At 70.5% G+C, this 22,850-nt stretch carries 20 protein-coding genes; 14 read left to right on the top strand and 6 right to left on the bottom strand.

Annotation, left to right across the window (positions count from 1 at the left end):
* Window positions 1-1,322 precede the first annotated feature (1,322 nt).
* Together K8556_RS26035 and K8556_RS26040 are read left to right on the top strand one after the other, a co-directional pair.
* Window positions 1,323-2,387, top strand: a complete 1,065-nt coding sequence (locus tag K8556_RS26035; protein WP_223742794.1) for a FadR/GntR family transcriptional regulator — start codon at window positions 1,323-1,325, stop codon at window positions 2,385-2,387.
* 69 nt (window positions 2,388-2,456) lie between these two features.
* Window positions 2,457-3,728, top strand: coding sequence for a type I restriction enzyme HsdR N-terminal domain-containing protein (locus K8556_RS26040; RefSeq protein WP_223742795.1), 1,272 nt, complete (start codon window positions 2,457-2,459; stop codon window positions 3,726-3,728).
* Here K8556_RS26040 and K8556_RS26045 read toward each other — a convergent pair.
* Window positions 3,703-4,692: a cysteine synthase A gene (locus K8556_RS26045; RefSeq protein WP_223742796.1), complete on the bottom strand. Its 990-nt coding sequence runs from the start codon at window positions 4,690-4,692 to the stop codon at window positions 3,703-3,705. The two genes, K8556_RS26040 and K8556_RS26045, sit on opposite strands and share 26 nt — an antisense overlap.
* A 16-nt stretch (window positions 4,693-4,708) precedes the next feature.
* Entirely contained in the window at window positions 4,709-5,662 is a 954-nt protein-coding gene (gene coaA / locus K8556_RS26050; protein WP_223742797.1) for a type I pantothenate kinase, read from the bottom strand.
* A gap of 179 nt (window positions 5,663-5,841) precedes the next feature.
* On the opposite strand from coaA, the gene K8556_RS26055 reads away from it, so the two are divergent.
* From K8556_RS26055 to K8556_RS26065, 3 genes are all read left to right on the top strand, one after another.
* Complete coding sequence (locus K8556_RS26055; protein ID WP_223742798.1) at window positions 5,842-7,149, top strand: porin; 1,308 nt, start codon at window positions 5,842-5,844, stop codon at window positions 7,147-7,149.
* Window positions 7,150-7,311: 162 nt separating this feature from the next.
* Window positions 7,312-8,319: a hypothetical protein gene (locus K8556_RS26060; protein ID WP_223742799.1), complete on the top strand. Its 1,008-nt coding sequence runs from the start codon at window positions 7,312-7,314 to the stop codon at window positions 8,317-8,319.
* A gap of 131 nt (window positions 8,320-8,450) precedes the next feature.
* Window positions 8,451-9,797, top strand: coding sequence for a hypothetical protein (locus K8556_RS26065; protein ID WP_223742800.1), 1,347 nt, complete (start codon window positions 8,451-8,453; stop codon window positions 9,795-9,797).
* A gap of 3 nt (window positions 9,798-9,800) precedes the next feature.
* Here K8556_RS26065 and K8556_RS26070 read toward each other — a convergent pair whose 3' ends face one another.
* Both K8556_RS26070 and K8556_RS26075 read right to left on the bottom strand, forming a co-directional pair.
* The gene (locus tag K8556_RS26070) at window positions 9,801-11,087 is read right to left on the bottom strand and encodes an ATP-binding protein (protein ID WP_223742801.1); all 1,287 of its coding nucleotides are present in this window, start codon (window positions 11,085-11,087) and stop codon (window positions 9,801-9,803) included.
* 33 nt (window positions 11,088-11,120) lie between these two features.
* Window positions 11,121-11,816, bottom strand: a complete 696-nt coding sequence (locus K8556_RS26075; RefSeq protein ID WP_223742802.1) for a glutamine amidotransferase — start codon at window positions 11,814-11,816, stop codon at window positions 11,121-11,123.
* A gap of 239 nt (window positions 11,817-12,055) precedes the next feature.
* On the opposite strand from K8556_RS26075, the gene K8556_RS26080 reads away from it, so the two are divergent.
* From K8556_RS26080 to K8556_RS26110, 7 genes are all read left to right on the top strand, one after another.
* Window positions 12,056-13,141 (top strand): M35 family metallo-endopeptidase, encoded by a 1,086-nt coding sequence (locus tag K8556_RS26080; protein ID WP_223742803.1) that lies wholly within the window; start codon window positions 12,056-12,058, stop codon window positions 13,139-13,141.
* Window positions 13,142-13,234: 93 nt separating this feature from the next.
* Window positions 13,235-13,852, top strand: coding sequence for a protease (locus tag K8556_RS26085; protein ID WP_223742804.1), 618 nt, complete (start codon window positions 13,235-13,237; stop codon window positions 13,850-13,852).
* Window positions 13,853-13,966: 114 nt separating this feature from the next.
* Window positions 13,967-15,073 (top strand): isopenicillin N synthase family oxygenase, encoded by a 1,107-nt coding sequence (locus tag K8556_RS26090; RefSeq protein ID WP_223742805.1) that lies wholly within the window; start codon window positions 13,967-13,969, stop codon window positions 15,071-15,073.
* Window positions 15,074-15,145: 72 nt separating this feature from the next.
* Window positions 15,146-16,429 carry an MFS transporter gene (locus K8556_RS26095; protein ID WP_223742806.1) on the top strand — a complete coding sequence of 428 codons (1,284 nt, stop codon included), beginning with the start codon at window positions 15,146-15,148 and terminating at the stop codon, window positions 16,427-16,429.
* Window positions 16,430-16,613: 184 nt separating this feature from the next.
* On the top strand, window positions 16,614-16,787 hold the full coding sequence (locus K8556_RS26100; protein ID WP_223742807.1) for a hypothetical protein: 174 nt from the start codon (window positions 16,614-16,616) through the stop codon (window positions 16,785-16,787).
* A 44-nt stretch (window positions 16,788-16,831) separates the two neighbouring features.
* Window positions 16,832-17,398: a class I SAM-dependent methyltransferase gene (locus tag K8556_RS26105; protein WP_223742808.1), complete on the top strand. Its 567-nt coding sequence runs from the start codon at window positions 16,832-16,834 to the stop codon at window positions 17,396-17,398.
* Between the two features lie 46 nt (window positions 17,399-17,444).
* A complete protein-coding gene (locus K8556_RS26110; protein ID WP_223742809.1) occupies window positions 17,445-19,076 on the top strand; it encodes a fumarate hydratase in 1,632 nt (543 codons plus the stop codon).
* Window positions 19,077-19,106: 30 nt separating this feature from the next.
* Here K8556_RS26110 and K8556_RS26115 read toward each other — a convergent pair whose 3' ends face one another.
* Entirely contained in the window at window positions 19,107-20,180 is a 1,074-nt protein-coding gene (locus K8556_RS26115; protein WP_223742864.1) for a type IV pilus twitching motility protein PilT, read from the bottom strand.
* Between the two features lie 236 nt (window positions 20,181-20,416).
* Between K8556_RS26115 and K8556_RS26120 the strand changes: the two genes are divergently transcribed.
* Entirely contained in the window at window positions 20,417-20,710 is a 294-nt protein-coding gene (locus K8556_RS26120; RefSeq protein WP_223742810.1) for a FruA-associating protein, FapA, read from the top strand.
* 99 nt (window positions 20,711-20,809) lie between these two features.
* On the opposite strand, the gene K8556_RS26125 is transcribed toward K8556_RS26120, so the two are convergent.
* Window positions 20,810-21,208, bottom strand: coding sequence for a MarR family winged helix-turn-helix transcriptional regulator (locus K8556_RS26125; protein WP_223764069.1), 399 nt, complete (start codon window positions 21,206-21,208; stop codon window positions 20,810-20,812).
* Window positions 21,209-21,415: 207 nt separating this feature from the next.
* Between K8556_RS26125 and K8556_RS26130 the strand changes: the two genes are divergently transcribed.
* Window positions 21,416-22,843 carry a TolC family protein gene (locus K8556_RS26130; protein WP_223742812.1) on the top strand — a complete coding sequence of 476 codons (1,428 nt, stop codon included), beginning with the start codon at window positions 21,416-21,418 and terminating at the stop codon, window positions 22,841-22,843.
* The last annotated feature ends 7 nt before the right edge of the window (window positions 22,844-22,850 follow it).

A 22,850-nucleotide genomic window follows, 5' to 3' on the forward strand; every position in this document is an offset into this window, starting at 1 on the left:
GCCAGGAGACCTACGAGCCGGGTGCGCACCATCGAAGCTCCATGAAGGAAGAGGACGGCGCGCATCCTAGGCAGGTCGCCAGAGGTTCGGTAACAACCCCATCGACTCAAGGGTCCGAGTGATGACGCGAGCCTCAAGAAGCGCGGCAGGGGGGCGCGACAGCGTGCATGCGCTGAAGCCAGCAGGATGACACGGAGGGAAGCACCCACCCGGGCCAGCTCCCTCAAAACCTGTCCGACACTCCGCCCCACCTCCACGCCTGGCCCCAAGGCCGCACCCGCTCCGCAGCAGCGCGGCGTCAAACGCGAGCCCCTCAATGGGAGCCACGGACAGAGGCGTCCGCCTGGGCTCGGTTCCCGCAGAACCTGTCCGACAGTCGGACCAAGCAGCGCCTGGAGCCCGAGGCCACGCTGGGCCGACAGGGGCGCGACTTCATGCGTACGCAACCACCAAGGCATGGAACAGACAGTGGCGACCGCCTGGCCCCCGTTCCTTCAAAACCTGTCCGACAGTAGGCCCGCTTCCCACCACAAAGGGCGCGAGACCGTGCTCGACTGGGAATCGCATGATGTCGTGCATGCGGGTCCCAAGGATGGGCCATGAACCAAGGCGCCCGCCCGGGCCTGGTTGCCTCAAAACCTGTCCATCTGTCGGACCGCGTTCCACCGCAAGGGGCGGGGCCGCACTTGACTGGGAGGCACATGATGTCGTGCGTGCGCGGGTCCCAAGGGAAGGCCATGGCCGAGGCACCCGCCCGGGCCGGTTGCCGCAAAACCTGTCCGACTGTCGGACCGCTTTCCGCCGCATGGGCCTGAGGCCGGACAGGACCGGCCGGGTCTCGACGTCACGTGTTCGCGAACGCCAAGGTGGAGCAGGGATAGGGCCCCGCCCGCCCGGGCCCCGTTGCATCAAAACCTGTCCAACTGTCGGGCAAGTTCTCGCCCCATGGACCCGAGGCCGCAACGACCCAGAAGGTGAACGAAGTCGTGCGTGCTCGAACACCAAGGTGCGGCGCGGACAGAGATGCCCACCCGAAGCCGATTGCCTCAAAACCTGTCCGGCAGTCGGACAGGTATCCGCCGCATGGAGCCGAGGCCGGCTGGATCGAGACGCGCGACTTCGTGCGTGCATGAACACCAAGATGGGCGCGGACAGAGGCGCCCGCCCGGGGCCGGTTGCCTCAAAACCTGTCCGACAGTCGGACAGGTTTTCGCCTCCCGCCGCCCGGGGGGCGGGCCCGGCAAGTCCGCGACGCGGAAGGTGGGCCGCACGTCCATGTCAGACCCCTGTGGTGGGATGGCGATGCTGAAACGAGGAGGGGGATGGGGATGGAGCGGCGAGGACTCGTGGCGTACGTGGAAGCGCAAATCGAGCGCGATATCGCGCTGGGACGGCTGCACCCGAGCGGGCAGTTTGGCTCCGAAGCGAAGCTGGCGCGTCGCTATGAGGTATGCCGGGGCACCATCCGCGAGGCGCTGCGTCGGCTGGCGGCGCGGGGGTTGGTGGTGCAGCGCCCCGGGCGAAAGACTCGCGCGGTGGCCCTGGATGAATCGCTGACGCTGGAGAACCTGGGCCTGGCGCTGCATGACGCGCGCTCCCCGCAGGCCCGGTGGCTGCTGGAGGGCTACTTCAGCCTCAAGCGGCAGGTGCTGGTGGAACTGCTGGCCGACTGCTGCGCGAGGGCCTCGGACCGCGACCTGGACCGGCTGGGGAGCTCGTGCTTCCGGATCCAGGACGCGGCGCGCTGGGAGTCGGGGGCAACCTGCGCCCAGGCGGAATTCGAGTTGCTTCGGGAGGCGGCGCGCGTGGCGGAGCGGCCCGGGCATGTCCTCCTCGTCCAGTCCCTGCAACGGGCCTTCATGGGAGGCGCAGCCAAACTGCTGCCGCTTCTGGGCGGAGCCGCGCTGCGCGAGTGGGCCTCCCGTGCGATGGCAGTCCTGCACGAGCGCGACGTGCGGGCGCTTCAGCACGAGCTTCCGGCGCTGATGAAGGCTTGCGATGAGCTTGTGCTGAATGCCTTCTCCCCCGCTCCGCAGGAAACGGTGTACCCCGAGGCCTCGTGCGTCCGGGAGGAGTCTCTCGGCGCTCATGAGCCAGCCACCCCGCAATGCGATGCACTGGAGATACGCCCCAGCACCGAGGCGGGTGCCGTCGGATTACCTACTCCCGCCGTCGCACAGGATGAAGCGCGCGAAGTACAGCCCTGTGGCGAGGCGCGTGGCCCTGGCGACCTGGCTTCATCCGTTGCGGAGGACGAGGCACTCGAGGACCCACGTCACGTGGAGGAGCGGTCGCTGGGAGGACGTGACGAGCGCCCTCCCATCCCTCCTTTCGACGCAATCTCCCCCATAGGAGGTATGGCCAAGCGGAATCCAAACAGCTTGTAGTCATGGACGTCGCCAGTCTGTTCTTACTGCTGGCACGGCCCGGGCTCGACGGGTTGCTGGGGGGATACCGTGGACGCGAATCAACTGCTGGAGCTGGTCAAGCGCTATCAGGACTCCAAGGCCTTCATCTCCAACGAAGAGACCGCCAAGCTGGCCCTGGTGGTCCCCTTCATCCGGCTGCTGGGCTACGACCCCGGTCTTCCCCGGGAGGTTCGCCTCGAATACGCGGCGGACTTCGTCCAGGGCGACGGCAAGAAGCTGCCGGACCGCATGGACTTCGCCATCTTCGACCAGACAGGACAGAAGCCCCTCATCGTCATCGAGACCAAGCCCCTGGGCACGGACCTCAAGTCGCGCGCCCAGCAACTGGCCCGCTACCTCTCCCAGCTCCCGGAGCTCCACTTCGGCATCATCACGGATGGGTGCCACTACCTGTTCTTCGGAGACCTGGAGAACCCCAACGTCATGGACCCGGAGCCCTTCTTCACGTTCTCCCTGGAGGACACGAAGTCGGACTGGGCCAAGGTCGCGAAGTTCCTCTCCAAGTTCAGCCGCGAAGCCTTCAACGCCACGACGCTCATCACCGACGCGGAGAACAGCCGCTACCGCCAGGGGATGATCGACAAGCTGTCCGCCGCCCTCAAATCCCCCGGCGAGCACGAGGGCTTCCTCAAGTGGCTCACCGAGGACATCTACAAGGGGAAGCGGACAACCGCCGTGATGGAGCGCCTCGCGGAGGTCGCGAAGGAGGCCATCGAGCCCACCCTCCTCCGCGTCATGGGCGATGACTTCCTCGACAAGCTCAAGGAGCGCATCCAGCGCCTGAACGAAGGCACCGAGGCGTCCGCCTCCAAGGACGGGCCCAACGTGGTGAAGGCGGACAGCGCGAAGCCTTTCGACACGGAGCCCCGTGCCCCGGGTGACGACAAGGCCCGCGTCGCCGTGGAGACCACCGAGGAGGAGTTGGCCTTCTTCGGCGTCGTCCGGGACATCTGCACCAAGAACGGCCACGCGGCGGAGGACGTCCTCTACCGGGACACCTCGAACTACTTCAACGTGTCCTACAAGAAGCCCACCAAGTGGTTCGTGCGCTTCTTCGGCAATGGCAAGCGCAAGTGCATCGCCACCTGGGTCCCGGTCGAGGAGGCGAAGACGCTCGCCGCGGGGTTCGAGGTCGAAGCGTCCCCCTCGGCGTTCGGCATCAGCCGGGTCTACATCCAGACGATTCCTGAGGTGTGGGCGCTCAAGGCCCTGGTCGCCCGGAGCCTGGAGCTGTCCCTCACCGCCAAGGAGGAGGCGCCCGCGGAGCCCACCCTCAAGCTGGCAGTGGCTTCACCGTGAGCCCCTTGGACGCGAGGAACTCCGGGTTGAACACCTTGGAGGCGTAGCGGCTGCCGTGGTCGCACAGGAACGTGACGATGCGCAGCCCCTGCCCCTGGTGCTTGCGCGCCACCTCCCAGGCGGCCCGCACGTTCAGGGCCGCGGAGGTGCCCACCACCAGCGCGTCCTCGCGCGCCAGGTGGTAGAGCATCTCCAGCATGTCCTGGTCCTCCAGGCGCATCGCTTCATCCACGCGCGCCTGCCGGAAGTTCTCCGTCAGCCGCATGATGCCAATGCCTTCCGTGATGGAGCTCCCCGCCGTCTCCATCTTCCCCGCGCGCACCTGGCAGTAGAGCCCCGACCCCGGCGGATCCACCAACACCACTCGCAGGGCCGGGTTCTTCTCCTTCAGGTAGCGGCTCGTGCCAGACAGCGTGCCGCCGCTGCCCACCGACGCCACCAGCACGTCCACCCGGCCCTCCGCCTGCTCCCAGATCTCCGGCCCCGTCGTCTCGTAGTGGAAGTCGCCGTTCGCCGTGTTCTCGAACTGGTTCATCCACGCCCAGCCGTTCGCCTCCGCCAGCACGCGCGCCTGGTGGAAGAAATGCGAGGGATTGGAGAACGGCACCGCCGGCACCCGCCGCACCTCCACGCCCATCGCCTCCAGGTACTCGTATTTCTCGCGCGCCTGGTTGTCCGGCATCGTCACCACCACGCGGTAGCCGCGCTCGCGGCCCAGCAGGCCCAGGCCGATGCCGGTGTTGCCCGCGGTGCCCTCGACGAGGGTTCCGCCCGGCTTCAACTGCCCCGTCGCCTCCGCGCGTTGGATCATCCCCTTCGCGGCCCGGTCCTTGATGCTGCCGCCCGGGTTCATGAACTCCGCCTTGGCGACGATGTCACAGCCCGTCCGGCGGCTGAGCGAGCCGATGCGCAACAGCGGCGTGTTCCCCACCGCGTCCCAGAGCGAACCCATTCGTGGTGCCATGTCCGTCCTCCCCCAGCTACAGCTTGCGCATCCGCACGCGGCGGACCTTGTGGTCGCTGCCCTTCACCAGGATGAGCCTCGCCCGTGAGCGCGTGGGCGCGATGTTCTCCGCCAGGTTGGGCCCGTTGATCTCCGCCCACACCGACGCGGCCCGGGCAATCGCCTGGTCGCGCGTCAACTCGGAGAAGCGCCGGAAGAAGGAGCGCTCATCCCGGAACGCCGTCTCCCACAGGCGCAGGAAGCGCTCCACGTACCAGTGGCGGATGTCCGTCTCGCTCGCGTCCACGTAGATGGAGAAGTCGAAGAAGTCGGACAGGAACGTCTGCGGCAGCCGCCCGCCCTCCACCGGCCCCGTCTGCAGGACGTTGAGCCCCTCCAGGATGAGGATGTCCGGCTGCCGGATGGACTGCGCCTCCTCCGGCACGATGTCGTAGACGAGGTGCGAGTACACCGGCGCCGTCACCTCCTCGCGCCCCGCCTTCAGCTCCGCCAGGAAGCGCACCAGCGCGCGCCGGTCGTAGCTCTCCGGAAAGCCCTTGCGGTTCATGATGCCCCGCTCGGTCAGCACCCGGTTGGGGTGCAGGAAGCCGTCCGTCGTCACCAGCGCCACGCGCGGATGATCCGGCCAGCGCGCCAGGAGCGCCTGGAGGATGCGCGCCGTCGTGCTCTTGCCCACCGCCACGCTGCCCGCGATGGCGATGATGAACGGCACCTTGCGCACCGAATAGCCCAGGAACGCCTGCTGCGCCGCCCAGAGCGACTGCGCTGACGCCACCTGCAGGTGCAGCAACCGCGACAGCGGCAGGTAGACGTCCTCCACCTCCTGGAGGTCCAGCCGGTCCCCCAGCCCCCGCAGCTTCTCCACCTCCTCCGCCGTCAACGTCAGCGGCGTGGAGGCCCGGAGCTCGCGCCACGCGTCGCGGTCCAAGTCGACGTACATCGATGCGGCGCGGGGTCTGGTCACGGACATGCCGCCAAGCATGAACCAGACCTTCCCGGGTCCGGCAAGTGAAGGCGACAACAGGTCTTCCCCGTTATTCTTGACATCAAGACTTTCCCGCCTCCAACGTGCCCGTCCGCTTCCGGGGCCCGTCCGACGGACGCGGGGGCACGCCGCCCTCCCGGAGCCCGTCCCCCCAAGGTCCCTGCGTGTCCACGCTCCGCGCTCCCGCCCTCCTCGCCGCCACGGGCCTGCTGCTCGCCGCGCCCCGCGCTCACGCCCGGGCCGAGGAGCCCGCATCCCCGCCTGCCTCCGAGCCCACCACGGCGGCGCGACCGCCGATCATCCGCATCTCCGAGGAGGGCTTCACGCTTTCGTCCGCGGACGAGGCCTTCGTGCTCAAGCCGCGCGGCCAGCTCCAGGGCGACGGGCGCTTCTTCCTGGCGGACACGGACCGCACCGGCACCAACACGTTCCTCGTCCGGCGCATGCGCCCCATCCTGGACGGGACGCTCTTCGGCTTCATCGACTTCCGCCTCATGCCGGACTTCGGCGTCGGGCAGTCCATCATCCAGGACGCGTTCATCGACTTCCGCCCGGGGGAATGGGTGCGCCTGCGCGCGGGCCGGTTCAAGACGCCGTTCGGCCTGGAGCTGCTCCAGTCCGACATGGACAACCCCTTCATCGAGCGCTCGCTCACGGTGGACCTGGTCCCCAACCGCGACGAGGGCCTGGAGCTGCACGGCGAGGGTGAGGGCGGCCGGTGGCAGTACTCGCTGGCGGTGGTGAATGGAGACCCCGACGGCGCCAGCACCGACGCCAACATCGACGACAGCTTCGACCTGGCCGCCCGCGTCTTCGCCCTGCCCTTCAAGGGCCGCGCGCCGTCCTTCCTCCAGGGGCTGGGCCTGGGCATCGCGGTGACGCGCGGCCTCCAGTTCGGCACCGCCACCAACACCGGGCTCGCGCCCTTTCGCAGCACGGGCCAGCAGGTCATCTTCAGCTACCTCGGCAACGCGGACACCGGCGAGTTGGTGACGGCCCACGGCCAGCACCTGCGGCTCACGCCCCAGGGCCACTTCTACTGGGGGTCCTTCGGCCTCCTCTCGGAGTACGTGCGCTCGTCACAGGAGGTGCGGACCGCGGACGCGCGCGCCCGGCTGCACCACCACGCGTGGCAGACGGCGGTGTCGTGGGTGTTCGGGGGGAAGGCGTCCTTCGAGGGCGCGCGGCCGGCGAGGCCCTTCGACCCGAAGACGCTCGCGGGCGGCGCGCTGGAGGTGGCGGCGCGCTACCACGCGCTGGACCTGGACGACGCCGCCTTCCCCCGCTTCGCCAACCCCGCGCGCTCGGTGAGCGAGGCGAAGGGCTTCGGCGTCGCCACGACGTTCGCCCTCAACCGGCGCGTGCGCTTCGCCCTGAACTTCCACCGCACGAACTACGTGGGCGGCGCCCCGGACGGCGGCGACCGCGCCCCCGAGAACGCCCTCCTGTCCCGCTGCCAGCTCACGTTCTGAGCCTCGGCCCGCGAGCCGCGGGCCTGCCGGTGACGCCGGATGTCATCCGGCTTCGTCCTGGTGCGTCTTGATGCGCCCGCGTCAGGTGCACGACGCTCCCGCCGCCCGCGACAGGTGGCCCTTGCCCGGGGGCCGCACCCGCGGACTCCGCCGAGAGGACGCATGCCCGCGAACGAGTTCCCGCCGCGCCCCACGTCTGTCCGCCCCCTTTCCCTGTCGAAGGCGCTCACGCGCGTTGCGCTGCTCGCCCTGCTGGGCCTGGGCGCGCCCGTGGCCGCGCAGCAGCCCCAGCCGCCCGTCACGGAGGACGTGCCGCTGCCGGTGCAGCCGCCCCTGCCCGACCGGCGCGTCTACTTCACCACCCTCAACGTGGTCCGCTACAACCCGCTGGGGCTCGAGTCGCAGAACCGGCTCATCTACCAGAAGCGCCTCTTCGACAGCCCCTCGCTGCTGCTGCGCGACACGTACGCCAGCGCCGGCGCGAGCCTCAAGCTGAGCCCCGCCTTCTTCAAGCTGGGGCCCACGGTGGAGCTGCAGCCGCTGGCCATCCTCAACCTCCGCGCCGGCTACGAGTACGTCCAGTTCTTCGGCACCTTCGGCAGCGTCCAGTCGTACCCGGACTCCTTCCAGCGCTACGACGACGACCTGCGCAGCGCGACCAACGACGCCGCCTACGGCACCTCCGGGCACCACTTCTTCGTGGAGCCCATGCTCCAGGCGAAGGTGAAGTCCGTGGCGCTGCGCACGAAGCTGGCCATCGAGTACTGGAACGTGTCGCTGCGCGACGGCGGCACCCGCGGCACGTTCTACGATCCGACGCTGGACACGCTGGTGCCCGGCAAGGGCTGGGTGCTCGCCAACGACACGGACCTCCTCTGGCTGGCCGGACAGTGGACGCTGGGCGCCCGGCTCTCCGCGGTGTGGCCCCGCTACGACGAGGACGCGAACGCGGTGGAGCCGCTGCCCGGCCGCAGCCTGCCCACCAACGAGCACATCCGCGTGGGCCCGCTCGTCGCGTATGCCTTTGACACCCGGCCGGGCGGCCTCATGAGCAAGCCCACCGTGCTGCTCATCGCCGGGTGGTACCTCAAGCATGAGAACCGGGTGAACGCCATGCCGTACCTGCTGGGCGGCTTCTCCTTCACCACGGAGCTGCTCTCCGGCCGCTGAGACACGGCGGCCCGGACCGTCCAGCCGTCAAACCCAGCCCGCCCCCCGGGTGCAGTGTCCCCGGGGCCGGAGCGTTCCTACCTCGCACGGGCTGTCTGCCATTGCGGACGGCGGGAGCGAGCATGGGTTCGATGCGGATGATTCGAGGCGGGCGCCTGCTCTGGGGCGTCGTGGCGGTGCTGGCGCTCGCGCGGTGCGCTCCTCCGGAGACGGCCGGGCCACCCCCGCGGCCGATGACGCAGCGCCAGGAGGCCGGTGCCGCGTGGAACGACTTCGCCTGGGTGAAGCACCTGGGCTCCAGCCGGCTCGACGAGGCCCACGCGGTGGCCTTCGACCGCGACGGCAACATCCTCGCGCTGTTCCTCTACCAGGGCAGCGTGGACCTGGGCGCGGGCCCCGTCGGCTCCGGGAACCCCGACAGCTTTGGCTTCGCGGTGGCGAAGTACACGACGGCCGGCGCGCTCCTGTGGACCCGCGCCTACGAGGGCGTGCTGCCCCCTGGCGGACAGAACTTCGTCAACGCGGTGGCGCTCACGGTGGACCGGGAGCGCCACGTCCTCGTCGCGGGGACGTCGAACGAGGCCATCGACCTGGGCGCGGGGCTCCAGCCGCCGGGGGCCTTCCTGCTGAAGCTGAGCAAGACGGGGCAGTTCCAGTGGGCCCGGCACTTCACGGGCAACATCTCACCCCGGGACCTGGTCACCGACTCGCAGGACGGCATCGCCATGTCGGGCACCGCCTTCCGCACGGTGGACTTCGGCCTGGGGCCCAACTCCTCGCAGGTGACGGACGTCGAGACCGCCTTCCTCACGAAGTTCAACGCCACCGGCGCGGCGCAGTGGACCTTCCGCGAGCAGCTCATCCTGAGCGTCGGCGCCAGCGTCGCGGTGGATGAGGCGGACGCCTTCTACGTCGCGGGCATCCTGTACCCCGACCCGCAGGTCTGGAAGGTGTCCCCCTCGGGCACGGTGGAGTGGGCCCGGTCGCTGGTGGGCGCGTCGGGCGGAGCCGCCAGCATCGCCGTGCACGGCAACCGCGTGGTGGTGGGCGGCCAGTTCAGCAGCGCCTTCACGTTCCGGGGCCGGACCGTCACGCCCCCGGTCCCGGGCGCGGGCTTCCTCGCCGCGTGGACCCGGGCCGGCGAGGAGCGCTGGGCCCGCGCCTACCCGCAGGCCGTCAGCGCGGTCGCCGTGGCGGAGGACGACGCCGTCGTCGTGGGCGGCGCCTCCATCGAGCCGGACTCCGCCTCCGGCTACACGCTCTTCACCGCGAGGCTGGAGCGCATCGAGGGGCACCCGCAGTGGCGGCACACGTACAGCTCGACCGGGCGCCCGTTCTTCACGGACGTGGCGGTGAACAAGCAGGGCGCGTTCGTGGGGATCGGCTACTTCTCCGGCACCCTCCACCTTGGAGGAAGGAGCCTGGTCTCGCGCGGCCTCACCGACGACTTCCTCTTCAAGGGGTCCACGGCGCCCTGAGCGTCACCCGAAGCCCTGGGCGCGCAGCACCGCGCCCAGCGGCACGGAGCCCGCGCGGTACACGTCGAACCACCGCGCGGCCTCCTCCGGCGTGGGCTGCGTCCACCGCCAGCCGCCCCGTCCAGGGCCCGCCTCGCAGCGGATCAACGACGCGCGCAGTTGCTCCGCGTGGGCGAACTCCAGTTGCTCCAGCAGCAGCGGGTTCTGGCTGGTGACGAAGGCCTGCCGCGCCCCCATGTCCCGCACGCACGCGCGCACCAGGTCCGGATGCAGGCCGTCCGCCAGCTCGTCCGCGATGACGAAGGCCTCGTGCACGTCCAGGTAGTAGAGGAAGGACAGCAGCCGCTTCTGTCCATGGCCCAGTTGCTCCTGCGCCACCGGCGTGCCGTCCGGACGCACGAACGCGAAGCGGAAGCCGCTGAAGCCCAGCCGCCCGCCCTGGGACAACGGCGTGGTCTCCGTCACGTCCACCGTGAGCGTGCCGGAGGCGAACCCCGCCAGCGTCACGAAGCGCGCGAGGAAGCCCTGGGGCAGCGCGTCGTGGCGCAGGAGCAGCGACGGGGGCACGGGCTCGCGCTCCACCTGCTCGCGCAGCCAGCCCGGCATCCACGTGGGCAGCGCCATGAGCCCCAGCGGGAACAGCTCCTCACCGCGCTGCTCCATCGCGTAGCGGATGGCGCCGATGCGCTCGAACATGCCCAGCGCCTCGTCGAAGCGCGGCGGCGCCAGCAGGAACGTCTCCCGGAGCAGGTCCTTCAGCCGGTCCTTCACGCCGCGCTCCAGGTACTGCGCGGCCATGAAGAGCAGCGTCCACACGGACCGGTCCAACACCGACCAGTGCATGCGCTTGGAGAAGCCGGCCGCGCCCGCGACCTCACACGCGAAGCCCGTGGCGCTGGCGCGCATGACGAGCCTCGCGTCCTCCGCCGCGTCCCACCGCACCGTCGCCACGATGGAGGGCATCAGCCCATGCGCCAGCGCCGCCGGCGGCAGCGCCAACGCGGCGCCAGGGCCACCCTCCCCGGCGGTGGCGGGCAGGGCCGCGGGAGGCTCGTTGCGCACGGCCACGTCCACCGTGAGCGCGTCGAAGCGCAGCGCGTAGTCCAGCGCGAACGGCTCCCGCAGGAGCCCGGAGAAGTCCGAGCACAGCACCGCGGACACCAGCTCCAGCAGCGTCGTGCGCCCGCTGCCCGTCGCGCCCACCACCACGTTCAGGGCAGGGCCGAACGTCAGCACCGTGTCCGGCGCGAGCCCTCGGTAGTGGTGGACGTGCAGGCGGGTCAGCTTCATGGCGTCCGGCCCTCCCCTTGCCTTGGACGGCCGTCAGCGTAGGCCCTTCGCCAACTGATGCGCGAGCCGGTGGAGCAGCTCCGTGTTCTCCGCCTCCGCCGCCTTCAGCTTGGGCAGTTGCGCCTTCAAGGCCTCCAGGTCCTTGCCCCGCGCCGCCAGGTCCTGCGCGCCCAGTTCCAGCCAGCGCCCCAGCTCCCGCGCCGTCAGCTCCAGGTGGAACTGGAAGCCGTAGGAGCGCCCCAGGCGGAAGGCCTGCTGCGTGTACCGGTCCGTGGACGCGAGCAGCGTCGCGCCGGGCACCGGCGTGTACGTGTCCCCGTGCCAGTGCGCCACCGCGGTGCGCGGCTTCACGCCCGCCACCACCGGGTCCTTCAGCGCGTCCTGCGTCCAGCGCACCGGCCCCACGCCCACCTCGAAGCCGTTCTTCCCCGGCGACACCGTCGCCCCCGACGCCGCCGCCAGGAGCTGCGCACCCAGGCACACGCCCACGCACGCGCGGTCATTCGCCAGCCGCTCTCCCAGCAAGGCCAGCTCTTCATTCAGGAACGGATGGGCGTCCGCCTCGTACACGCCCATGGGCCCGCCCATCACCACCACCAGCGGCGCGTCCACGTCCTCGCGCTTCACCGTCCGGAAGCGCCGCACCAGCGTGAAGCCCGCCGCCTCCAGCGCCGGCCCCAAGAGGCCCGGCCCCTCGTGCTCCTCGTGCTCGAACACCACCGCGCGCATCGTCCGCCACCCCTTCCCCGGGTCCGGGTTGGTGCCACAGGCCATCCCTGCCGCGTGAAGACTAACGCTCCAGGACACGGTTGGCCGCGACGCGGCGCGAACCGGGATAGCCGGCAGGCATTTATTTCACAGTATTTCGTGCCATCATCAGCGGGCCCGGTTTCCCCTATAAGCATGCCGACCCGGGCATTCCCCCCTGGGCGTTTTTCCGTCGCGTCGTTTCCGAAAGGAAGTTCCTCGTGAGCAAGAGCCTTCGCGGTTTCAAGTGGCTGATGGGCACGGTGGTCGGCGTCTCCCTGCTGAGCGGTTGCGGCGCTCCTCCGGCGGAGGGTGAGCCCACCCCGACCGAGGCCACGGAGCAGGCCCAGGGCGCCCTGACGGCGCGGGTCTCCGTTGGCAAGGCCTCCATGGCCGCCAGCGAGCGCGTGACGGTGGAGGTGACGCTGACGAACACCTCCTCCGCGCCGGTGAGCCTCTACAAGTGGGACGCGCCGGGCGAGGGCCTCAACGAGGGCCGCCTGTCGGTGTCCCGCGACGGCCAGCCGGTGGAGTACACCGGCGCGCACTTCAAGCGCGTGCAGGGCCGCGCCGAGGACCTCATCACCCTGGCCCCCGGCCAGAGCATCTCCGGCCCGGTCGCCGTGTCGGACGCGTATGACCTGTCCGTCTCCGGCACGTACACCATCCGCTACGAGCTGGAGGCGCGCGAGGGCGTGGCGGCGCTGTCGTCCAACTCGGTCAGCCTCTTCATCGAGGGCCGCCGCAACAGCCGCGAGGAGGCCGAGGCGATGCGCCAGGTGACGGCGCAGGGCCTGTCCTACTCCGGCGCGTGCACCAGCACCGAGCAGAGCGCCATCGCGTCCGCGTTCAGCGGCGCGCAGACCTACTCCAACAACGCGTACAGCTACCTGAGCGGGACGCCGTCCGCGACCAGCCGCTTCACCACCTGGTTCGGCACGTACTCGACCACCAACTGGAACACCATCAAGACGCACTTCAGCAGCATCAAGAACGCGTTCGCGTCCGCCGCCGTCGTCGTGGACTGCAGTTGCAACGAGAGCGGGACGTACGCGTACGTGTACCCGTCCTCGCCGTACAAGATCTACGTGTGCGGCGCCTTCTGGAGCGCGCCCACCACGGGCACGGACTCCAAGGCCGGCACGCTGGTCCACGAGATGAGCCACTTCACCGTCGTGGCCGGCACGGACGACTGGGCCTACGGCCAGACGGCCGCGAAGAACCTGGCCAAGTCCAACCCGACGCGCGCGCGCGACAACGCGGACAGCCACGAATACTTCGCGGAGAACAACCCCTCGCTGCCGTAAGGTGACGCGGGTCCGTTGACTTCGGGGCGCGGGCCGCATGGGCTCGCGCCCCTTTTTTCTTTTCGCCGTACCCGACACAAGGAGCGTCACGTCATGGGGCTGGGACGAAGAAACCTCGCATGGCTCGCGGTGCTGAGCGCCGCCGGCGTCACCGCCTGTACGCCGAAGCCCGCGGAAGCGCCCGCGCAACCGCAGGCCCCCGTCGCCGCGACGCCGCCGCCCGCGCCGCCCCCCGCCGCCGAGCCCGCGAAGGAGCCCACCGCCGTGACGACCCCGAAGCTGGAGTGCGCCCTCAGCGTCCCCCCGAAGGCGAAGCCGGGCGAGCCCATCGAAGTCCTCTTCAAGCTCACCAACCGCTCGGAGTCCCCCGTCTGGGTGCTCAAGTGGCAGACGCCGCTGGAGGGCATCCTGGGCACCGTGTTCGAGGTGACCCGCGACGGCGAGGAGGTCCCGTACCAGGGCCCCATGGTGAAGCGCGCCGCACCGAACGCGGACAGCTACACGGCCATCGCCCCGGGGGCGAGCGTGGAGAACACCGTGGAGGTGACGCAGGCCTGGGACTTCAAGAAGCCGGGCACCTACCGCATCACCTTCCGCGACGCGCTGATGGACGTGGCCACGCGCAAGGAGGACGTCCCCCGGCCGGGCGGCGCCTACCAGTCCACCCCCGTGACGTGCGCCCCGGTGGACGTCACCGTCGCCGCGCGCTGATGGGTGCCGTGAGGCGGTAGGGGGCGCTTCCAGGATTTCCCCGGAAGCAGGAGGGGCATGCGGGCACGCTCCCCCTCCTCAGCCGGGCCCGGGCGCGATACACCTGGGCCCACCATGGCGGACACCCCCACGATGAACATCCCGACGGTCGACCTCTTGGACCTGGCGTCGGGTGAACCGGCGCGCCTGGAGCGCGCGGCGGCGGCCCTGCGCGAGGCCTTCGGCGTCTTCGGCCTCGTGTTCGTGAAGAACCACGGCGTGGACGCGCCGGCGCTGGAGCGCTTCTACGACGCGTTCTCCGCCTTCGTGGCCCGCCCGGACGCGCAGAAGCGCCCCCTGGGCCGCGCGGACCTCTGGTACCAGCGCGGCTGGACGCCTCCCAACACGGAGGTCGCTGTCGCCAGCAACGGGCAGCCGGACTTCAAGGAGTGCTACTTCGCGGCGCCCACGCCCACGGACCCGCAGTCCGCCATGGAGTTCCCGGAGCTGTACCCGGAGAACATCTGGCCGGACGACGCGCCGCCCTTCTTCCAGGAGGGCCTGCTCACCCTGGGCACCGCGCTGCACGAGGCCGGCCTCAAGCTCTTGCGCGGCGCCGCCCTGGCGCTGAACCTGCCAGAGGCCACCTTCACCGCCGCGTGCGAGCGGGCGCCCCACGTCACGCGCGCGCTCCAGTACCTGCCGCTGGGCCCCACCCAGGTGAACACCGGCATCCTCTGGGGCGAGGAGCACACCGACTTCAACCTGCTGACGCTGCTGCCCGGAGGCCGGTTCCTGGACCCGGCGGGCCGCCCCGCGGCGAAGCCGGATGACCAGAGCGGCCTGTACCTGCGCACCCGCGCGGCGCCGGACGCGCCCAACGGCCACATGGTGCGCGGCACCGCGCCCGCGGGCTGCATCGTGGCGCAGGTGGGCCAGCAGTTGGAGATCCTCACCGGCGGCACGTTCCTGGCCACGCCGCACGTCATCACCGCGCCGGGAGTGCCGGGGTGGCAGCGCCAGTCCGCCGCGCACTTCATGCACGTGCACACCAGCCAGGTGCTCTTCCCGCTGCCCGGCTTCCGCACGCCGGAGGCGGTGGCCAACTACGCGCCGCCGGTGCTCGCGGGCACGTACGACATCAAGACGCTGGTGGACATCGGGCTGGCGCCGCCCGCCGCGCTCGACAAGCTGGGCTACCGCCACTACGACCGGCTGAACCGGATGCGCGCGACCTCATAAGCCGCGCCGGGGCCCGGGCGCCCCTTGCCGCTGGCGGTGGGGGACGGGCTGCGTTACAGCGCAGCCACCTCCATGGCCACCCCCTCCGTCCTCGCCACGTCCGTCTTCCGTCACCGCGACTTCCGGCTGTACCAGGTGGCCCGCCTGTGCGCGGTGCTCGCGGCGCAGATCGAGTCGGTGGCCATCGGCTGGCAGGTGTACGAGCTCACCGGGAGCGCGCTCGCGCTGGGCTACACGGGCCTGGCCCAGTTCGTCCCCTTCCTCGCCTTCAGCCTGCTGGGCGGGCAGGTGGCGGACCGCTACGACCGCCGGCGCATCCTGGCCCTGTGCCAGGGCGTGATGCTGGTGTGCAGCCTGCTGCTGCTGTCCTTCACGCTGGGCCACATCGAGGACGTGCGCTTCGTCTACGGGGTGCTGGTGCTGTTCGGCACCGCGAGGGCCTTCTACGCGCCCGCGGGCTCCGCGCTCACGCCCTACCTGGTGCCGCCGGAGGAGCTGACGCGCGCGGTGGCGGTGAACTCCACCACGTGGCAGGTGGCCACCATCGCCGGCCCCGCCGTGGGCGGCCTGCTCTACGGGTGGCTGGGCGGCAAGGGCGTCTACATCACGTCCGCGTCGCTGTGCGCGCTCACGGTGGTGTGGATCCTCTCGCTCCAGGTGCGCACCGGCAGCGCGTCGCGCGAGCCCATCTCCTTGACGACGCTCGTCGCGGGGCTGCGCTTCGTGCGCCAGAAGCGGCTGCTCTTGGGCAGCCTCACCCTGGACCTGTTCGCGGTGCTGCTGGGCGGCGCGGTGGCGCTGTTGCCCATCTACGCGCGCGACGTGCTGCACACCGGCCCGTGGGGCCTGGGGCTGCTGCGCAGCGCTCCGGCCGCGGGCGCGGCGGTGGTGGCGGTGCTGCTCGCGTTCCGTCCGCTGGGCGGCCACGCCGGGTGGAAGATGTTCGGCGCGGTGGCGGTGTTCGGCGCGGCCACGCTGGTGTTCGGCCTGAGCACGTCCCTGCCCCTGTCGCTCGCGGCGCTGGCCATTGGCGGAGCGGCGGACATGGTGAGCGTGGTGGTGCGCCACACGCTGGAGCTGGTCTCCACGCCGGACGACATGCGCGGCCGCGTGGGCGCGGTGAACATGATGTGCATCGGCGCCTCCAACGAGCTGGGCGAGTTCCGCGCGGGCTCGCTCGCCGAGGCCCTGGGCGCCGTGCACGCGGTGGTGATTGGCGCCGTGGGCACGCTCGTCGTCGTGGGCCTCTGGGCCTGGCTCTTCCCGGAGCTGCGCGACGTGGACCGGCTGGAGTCCGCCGCCCACCGCCCGCCCCGCCCGGAACAGGACGCCACCGAGTCCGCGCCCTCCGTCTGAGGCCGCCCGGGCGCCGGGTGAAGGCCGTGCCCCGCGGCGGCTTGACGCCGGGTGAGGGGGCTGTTGCCTGGAGGGCCACCGGCCGACGGGGCTTGTAGCCGGGAAGGACACAACCGGGGCGCGCCCGCCCCCACCTCCCGAGGAGGGTCGCCGGTGGTATGGTCCGTGCTTGGACTCACGTCCCATGGCGTACTACTTCCACGTGCTGGCACTCTGCGTAGGGGCCGCGATGTGCCTCGTGTTCGGCCGGGCGCTCATCGAGCCTGAGGCGCCCGCCCCCGCCCGCGTCAGCCCTCCGCCGGAGTCGAGCGCGCCCCGGGTGGTCCGCGCGGAGGCCAGCCACCCCCCTCGCAAGTAGGGCCCCACGAGCGGGCGCTCCCGCGCGATGATGCGCGCCTGACCGTGAGCGCGACCGGCTCCCTCCTCCTGCTCCTGCTCCTCTGGGCGGTGCCCCTCGTGGGGGTGCTGTCCATCGTCGTCTCCACGCTTCGCACCGGCGCGCCGCCCATGCCCAGCTCGCCCCGGGTGCGGCGGGCGCTCCTGGCCATGCTCCCGGGGGACACCCGGGGCACGGTGCTGGACCTGGGCTCGGGCTGGGGCGACGTGGCCTTCAGCCTGGCGGACCACTGCCCCCAGGCGCGCGTCGTCGCGTACGAGCTGTCCTGGCTGCCCTGGCTCTTCAGCCGGCTGCGCCAGCGGCTCTCCCCCCGCGCGAACCTCACGCTCGTCCGCGGGGACTTCTTCGCCGCGTCCTTCCAGGACGCAACCTGCGTCGTCTGCTACCTGTCCCCGGGCATCATGACGCGCCTGGCGCCCCGCTTCGCGGCCGAGCTGCCGCCAGGGGCCCGCATCCTGAGCCACACCTTCGGGCTCCGGGGTTGGAAGCCGGTGCGCTTCGTGAGGCTCCAGGACCTGTACCGCACGCCTGTCTACCTCTACGAAGTGCCGCCAATGCCCGCCGCCCCGTGAGTAGAGTCCCCCGCCGTCCACCCCTTCTCGAAGAGACCCTCCCGCGATGAGTGACTTCCAGTTCCAGGACATGCTGCCGCTTGGCAAGGACGAGACGCCCTACCGCCTGCTCACGAAGGAGGGCGTCTCCACGTTCGAGGCCGGCGGACGCAGCTTCCTCCAGGTGGAGCCGGAGGCGCTCACGCTGCTCACCCGCGAGGCCATGCGGGACATCTCGCACCTGCTGCGCCCGGGTCACCTGCAGCAGCTCAACAACATCCTCAAGGACCCGGAGGCGTCGTCCAACGACCGGTTCGTGGCGCTGGAGCTGCTCAAGAACGCGAACATCGCCGCGGGCGGCGTGCTGCCCTCCTGCCAGGACACCGGCACCGCCATCGTGATGGGCAAGAAGGGCCAGTACGTCCTCACCCGAGGCGGCGACGAGGCGGCCATCTCCCGGGGCGTGTTCGACACGTACCTCACGTCCAACCTGCGCTACTCGCAGATGGCGCCGCTGGACATGTACAAGGAGGTCAACACGGGCAACAACCTGCCCGCGCAGATCGAGCTCTACGCGACCGACGGCGACGCCTACAAGTTCCTCTTCATGGCCAAGGGCGGCGGCTCCGCGAACAAGAGCTACCTCTTCCAGGAGACGAAGGCCGTCCTCAACCCGCAGAGCCTGCTGGCGTTCCTGGAGCAGAAGATCCGCTCGCTGGGCACCGCCGCGTGCCCGCCGTACCACCTGGCCATCGTGGTGGGCGGCACGTCCGCGGAGTTCGCGCTGAAGACGGCGAAGTACGCCTCCGCGCGCTATCTGGATTCGCTGCCCACCAGCGGCAACGCGCTGGGCCGGGGCTTCCGCGACGTGGAGCTGGAGCAGGAGGTGCTCAAGCTCACCCAGCGCACCGGCATTGGCGCGCAGTTCGGCGGCAAGTACTTCTGCCACGACGTGCGCGTCATCCGCCTGCCCCGCCACGGCGCGTCCTGCCCGGTGGCCATCGCCGTGTCGTGCTCCGCGGACCGCCAGGCGCTGGGGAAGATTACGCGCGACGGCGTCTTCCTGGAGGCGCTGGAGACGGACCCCGCGAAGTACCTGCCGGAGACGACGGACACGGACCTGTCCGGCGACGTGGTGAAGCTGGACCTGAACCGCCCCATGAGCGACCTGCGCGCGGAGCTGTCGCGCTACCCCATCAAGACGCGCCTGTCCCTGTCCGGCTCGCTGGTGGTGGCGCGCGACATCGCGCACGCGAAGATCAAGGAGCGGCTGGACCGGGGCGAGGGCATGCCCCAGTACCTCAAGGACCACATGGTCTACTACGCGGGCCCGGCGAAGACGCCGGAGGGCTACGCGTCCGGCTCCTTCGGCCCCACCACCGCGGGCCGCATGGACGCGTACGTGGATCAGTTCCAGGCGGAGGGCGGCAGCTTCGTGATGCTGGCCAAGGGCAACCGCTCCCCGGCCGTCACGGAGGCCTGCAAGAAGCACGGCGGCTTCTACCTGGGCTCCATCGGCGGCCCGGCCGCGCGCCTGGCGCAGGACTGCATCAAGAAGGTGGAGGTGCTGGAGTACGCCGAGCTGGGCATGGAGGCCGTGTGGAAGATCGACGTGGTCGACTTCCCGGCCTTCATCGTCGTGGATGACAAGGGCAACGACTTCTTCGCGAACATCAACAAGCCGTCCGCGAAGAAGTAGGCCGAAGCGCTCAGCTTCCGGCGCGCGCTCTCACTCGAACTCGAGCGCGCGCTGGAAGTCCGCCGGGTTGGAGGCCGCGCTCTGCGCCGTCTCCAGCGTGATGTCGCCCGCGCGGTACAACTGCGTCAGGTGCTGATCGAAGGACTGCATGCCGAACATGTCGCGGCCCTTCTCGATGACGTCCTTCAGCTCCGCGGCGCGGTCGTCCCGGATGTACTGCTCCACCGTCTTCGTCTGCACCATGATCTCCAGCGCCACCGTGCGGCCCTTGCCGGTGGCCCTGGGCAGCAGGCGCTGGGAGACGGTCGCCTTGAGCGAGTCCGCCAGGCGCATGCGCACCATGGTCTGCTCCTCCGCGGGGAACACCGACACCAGGCGGTTGATGGTGCGCGACGCGTCCGTGGTGTGCACCGTGGACAGCACCAGGTGCCCCGTCTCCGAGGCCTTCAGCGCGATGTCGATGGTCTCCGTGTCGCGCATCTCGCCCACCAGGATGACGTCCGGGTCCTGACGCAGCGCCGCCCGCAGCGCGATGGCGAAGTTCGCCGTGTCCGGGCCGATCTCGCGCTGGGAGATGGAGGACTTCACGTTCTTGTAGATGAACTCGATGGGGTCCTCGATGGTGAGGATGTGCAGGCTCTCCGTGTGGTTGATGTGGTTGATCATCGACGCCAGCGTGGAGCTCTTGCCGGACCCCGTGGCGCCCGTCACCAGCACCAGCCCGCGCTCGTTGCCCGCGATGGTCTTCAGTACCTGCGGCAGGCCCAGCCCGTCGATGCTGGGAATCTCATCCGGGATGATGCGCAGGATGCAGGCCAGCGAGCCGCGCTGCCGGTAGATGTTCACCCGGAAACGCGCCACGCCCGGCAGGCTGTAGGACGAGTCGCATTCCTGCACACTGTCGATCTGCGCCTTCATCAGCGGATCGTTCATCACATGCAGCGCGACCTGCTTCGTGTGGTCCGCCTGGAGCTTTTCCATCTTCAACGGCCGCAGCACGCCGTTCACCCGGTAGATGGGCGGATCCCCAGGACGGAAGTGGATGTCCGAAGCCCCGTTCTGGACGCCGACGGTGAGCAGCTTGTTCAGGGTGTTCTGGTCCAGGTAATCCCTCTCACTTCACGAATGGAGCGGAGGATTCTAGGAGAAGGGCACCCAATCCCTCCACGGTTGCAATCTGGGAAGCATTCCCCAGCCTCACTGTACTAACTTTCCCCGCAAATCACGGAAGGCGAGTACCCCGGGGGATGAAGGAACTGTCCTCGACTGCTCACCAGTGGCCGTCGTCCTGCCCAGGCGGCCGGGATGCCCTGCCCCAAATCCGTGGCGAACATCCGGGCATGAACGCACGAACCGAGCAGGCCCCCCACTACGAAGAGCTGTCTTCCGCTGACTACGCCGCCCTGGAGGTGTGGGATCCCACCCAGGTGGTGATTACGCCGCGCATGGCGGCCCGGCTGTGGCTTCAGACGAGCCTGCGGCTGACCCGCGCCCAGAAGGAGCTGCACGACGCCATCTTCGCCAACGACTTCAGTGAAGAGGCGAAGGACCGCTACGCCGAGGCGCGGGCGGAGCTGGACTCGGCGGAGGCGTGGGCCCTGCACGTGGCCCGCAACATCCCGCGCCACCGGTAGTCGCGACGGACCACCTCTCTTCCCCCCCGGACGTGGCGCACGGGTGGCGGCGGGGCGGCGGCGGGACGGGCATCGCGCCCGGACCTCCACCTCCCGTCGTCACCCGTTGTCGTTGGTGGGGGGCGGCGCGCAGGGCGCTTCGTCCTTGCGCGGCGGCTGCGCGGGCTCGTTGCCCAGGAGCTGGCACAGCCCCGTCTGGAGCTTGTCCAGGAGGCAGGACAGGATTTCGACCTCCGGCGGCGCCAGGAACGCCCGCGCCTGGGCATCCACCCACTGCGCGGCGAGCTCCAGGGCTTGTATCTCCCGGCGCCCCGCGTCGGTGATCTCCAGGCGCACGCAGCGGCGGTTCTCCCCCGCGCGGCGCTCCACCAGCCCATCCTCCTCCAACCGGTCCACCAGCCGGCTCACGGCGGGCGCGTCGATGAGCAGCCGCTCAGCGATCTGCGCCTGGCTGTGGATGCCGTGGATCCCGATGTTCTTCAGCACGAGCAGTTGCATCAGCGGCCGATCCGTCTGCTCACCCACTTTCTGGGTGAGCAGACGGACCACTGCGCGTCGCGTCGATGCCACTTGCTCGGCGATGGTCATGGGCGTAAGAGATGATTGCATTCAACAACGGTTGTCAATTACATCTTGACCGCGCGCAGGGAACCCGGGGTGGGTAGCACCACTCGCTCCTGCCGGAAAGACCCGCCGCTCCAGAGTATGGCCACCCCTAGCGCCCTCCTCGTCCTCCTCCTCGCGGCCGCGCAGCAGGCGCCGTCCGCGTCCCCGGCCCCGCAGCAGCCCCCGTCTGAAACCGGCGCGTCCGCACCGGTCCCCGTCCCCTTCCAGCCGAAGGTGGAGGACCCCATGCTCGCGCCCGTCCCGCCCGCGCCGGAGCAGGTGAGGACGTGGGATGACGCCCTCACCCGGGTGCGCCAGCGCTCCACGGACCTGCGCAACGCGGAGGCCGGCGTGACGCGCGCGCAGGGCCGGTGGCGCCAGTCCCTGGGCCTGCTTTTGCCCAACGCGCGGGCCACCGCGGGCGTGGGCGTGGACGTGCTGCACCCGGACGTGCCCTCCGCCGCGGGCGGCGGCTTCGTGGGCGGCTCCAACACCGGCACCGGCGCGGCGGCCCCCAGCGCGCCCCTGGGCACGGTGTCCGCGACCCTCACCCAGTCCATCATCGATGTGGGCGCGTGGCGGGGCCTGTCGTCCGCGAAGGCGTCCGAGTCCGCGTCCGTGGCCAACCTCCAGGACGTGCAGCGCCGCCTCACCCAGGGGCTGGCGCAGGTGCTGGTGGCCACGGTGGCCGCCGAGCGCGCCGCCGAGATCAACCGCGTGGGCCTGCGTCAGGCGCTGGAGCGCTACGCCCTCACCCAGCGCTCCTTCGAGCTGGGCGCCGGCACGCAGTTGGACGTGGTGCGCGTGAGCCAGGACGTGGCGGTGGCCCGTCAGGCGCTGGTGGCCGGGGACGAGCAGCTCCGCCGCACGCGGGAGTCGCTGGGCCTGTCCCTGGGCGAGGACCACGGCGTGGGCGTCAACCCGGAGTTCAACCTGGCCGGGCTGGTGGAGCAGACGCGCCAGCAGTGCGCCCCCCTGCAGGACCTGGGGAACCGCCCGGACCTGGTGGCCCAGCGGGCCAACGTGGACGCGGCCCGGGAGAGCCGGCGCCAGGCCTCCGCCGGCTACCTGCCCACCCTGGGACTGAGCAGCACGCTGGTGGGCTTCACCACCGACCCCGGCTTTGGCCGCTTCGCCACCTGGAACGTGTCCGCGGTGCTGTCCGTCCCCCTCTGGGAGGGTGGCCAGCGCGGGGGCCTCGTGCGCGAGCGCGCCGGCATTGAAGAACAGGCCGCCCAATCCGCCGAGGCCACCCGCCGCAACGTGGGCGTGGAGGTTTCCCGCGCGCGGCGTGGAGTGGAAGTCGCCGAAGCCTTGTTGAAGACCGCCGCCGAGTCCCTGGAGCTGGCGGACCGGACGGACCGGCTCACGCGCCGGGCCTTCGAGGTGGGGCGAGGTAGCAGCTTGGAGCTGGTGCAGAGCGGAGCTGCCCTCCGCCAGGCCCAGCTCGCGTTGGTTTTGAGGGAATTCGAGCTCGTCCAGGCCCGCCTGGACGCGTTCCTGACGGAGGCCCGGTGCGACTGGTGACGAGGGT

The organism is Corallococcus sp. AS-1-12, from assembly GCF_020036995.1.
Lineage (GTDB): Bacteria > Myxococcota > Myxococcia > Myxococcales > Myxococcaceae > Corallococcus.

What these genes read in the sequence shown, in the direction of transcription:
- K8556_RS26035 (WP_223742794.1), top strand. Translation starts at nt 1,323, where the DNA reads ATGGGGATGGAGCGGCGAGGACTCGTGGCGTACGTGGAAGCGCAAATC.
- K8556_RS26130 (WP_223742812.1), top strand. Translation starts at nt 21,416, where the DNA reads ATGGCCACCCCTAGCGCCCTCCTCGTCCTCCTCCTCGCGGCCGCGCAG.
- K8556_RS26100 (WP_223742807.1), top strand. Translation starts at nt 16,614, where the DNA reads ATGGCGTACTACTTCCACGTGCTGGCACTCTGCGTAGGGGCCGCGATG.
- coaA (WP_223742797.1), bottom strand. Translation starts at nt 5,662, where the DNA reads ATGTCCGTGACCAGACCCCGCGCCGCATCGATGTACGTCGACTTGGAC.
- K8556_RS26125 (WP_223764069.1), bottom strand. Translation starts at nt 21,208, where the DNA reads ATGCAACTGCTCGTGCTGAAGAACATCGGGATCCACGGCATCCACAGC.
- K8556_RS26065 (WP_223742800.1), top strand. Translation starts at nt 8,451, where the DNA reads ATGCGGATGATTCGAGGCGGGCGCCTGCTCTGGGGCGTCGTGGCGGTG.
- K8556_RS26120 (WP_223742810.1), top strand. Translation starts at nt 20,417, where the DNA reads ATGAACGCACGAACCGAGCAGGCCCCCCACTACGAAGAGCTGTCTTCC.
- K8556_RS26060 (WP_223742799.1), top strand. Translation starts at nt 7,312, where the DNA reads ATGCCCGCGAACGAGTTCCCGCCGCGCCCCACGTCTGTCCGCCCCCTT.
- K8556_RS26070 (WP_223742801.1), bottom strand. Translation starts at nt 11,087, where the DNA reads ATGAAGCTGACCCGCCTGCACGTCCACCACTACCGAGGGCTCGCGCCG.
- K8556_RS26045 (WP_223742796.1), bottom strand. Translation starts at nt 4,692, where the DNA reads ATGGCACCACGAATGGGTTCGCTCTGGGACGCGGTGGGGAACACGCCG.
- K8556_RS26095 (WP_223742806.1), top strand. Translation starts at nt 15,146, where the DNA reads ATGGCCACCCCCTCCGTCCTCGCCACGTCCGTCTTCCGTCACCGCGAC.
- K8556_RS26110 (WP_223742809.1), top strand. Translation starts at nt 17,445, where the DNA reads ATGAGTGACTTCCAGTTCCAGGACATGCTGCCGCTTGGCAAGGACGAG.
- K8556_RS26085 (WP_223742804.1), top strand. Translation starts at nt 13,235, where the DNA reads ATGGGGCTGGGACGAAGAAACCTCGCATGGCTCGCGGTGCTGAGCGCC.
- K8556_RS26090 (WP_223742805.1), top strand. Translation starts at nt 13,967, where the DNA reads ATGGCGGACACCCCCACGATGAACATCCCGACGGTCGACCTCTTGGAC.
- K8556_RS26075 (WP_223742802.1), bottom strand. Translation starts at nt 11,816, where the DNA reads ATGCGCGCGGTGGTGTTCGAGCACGAGGAGCACGAGGGGCCGGGCCTC.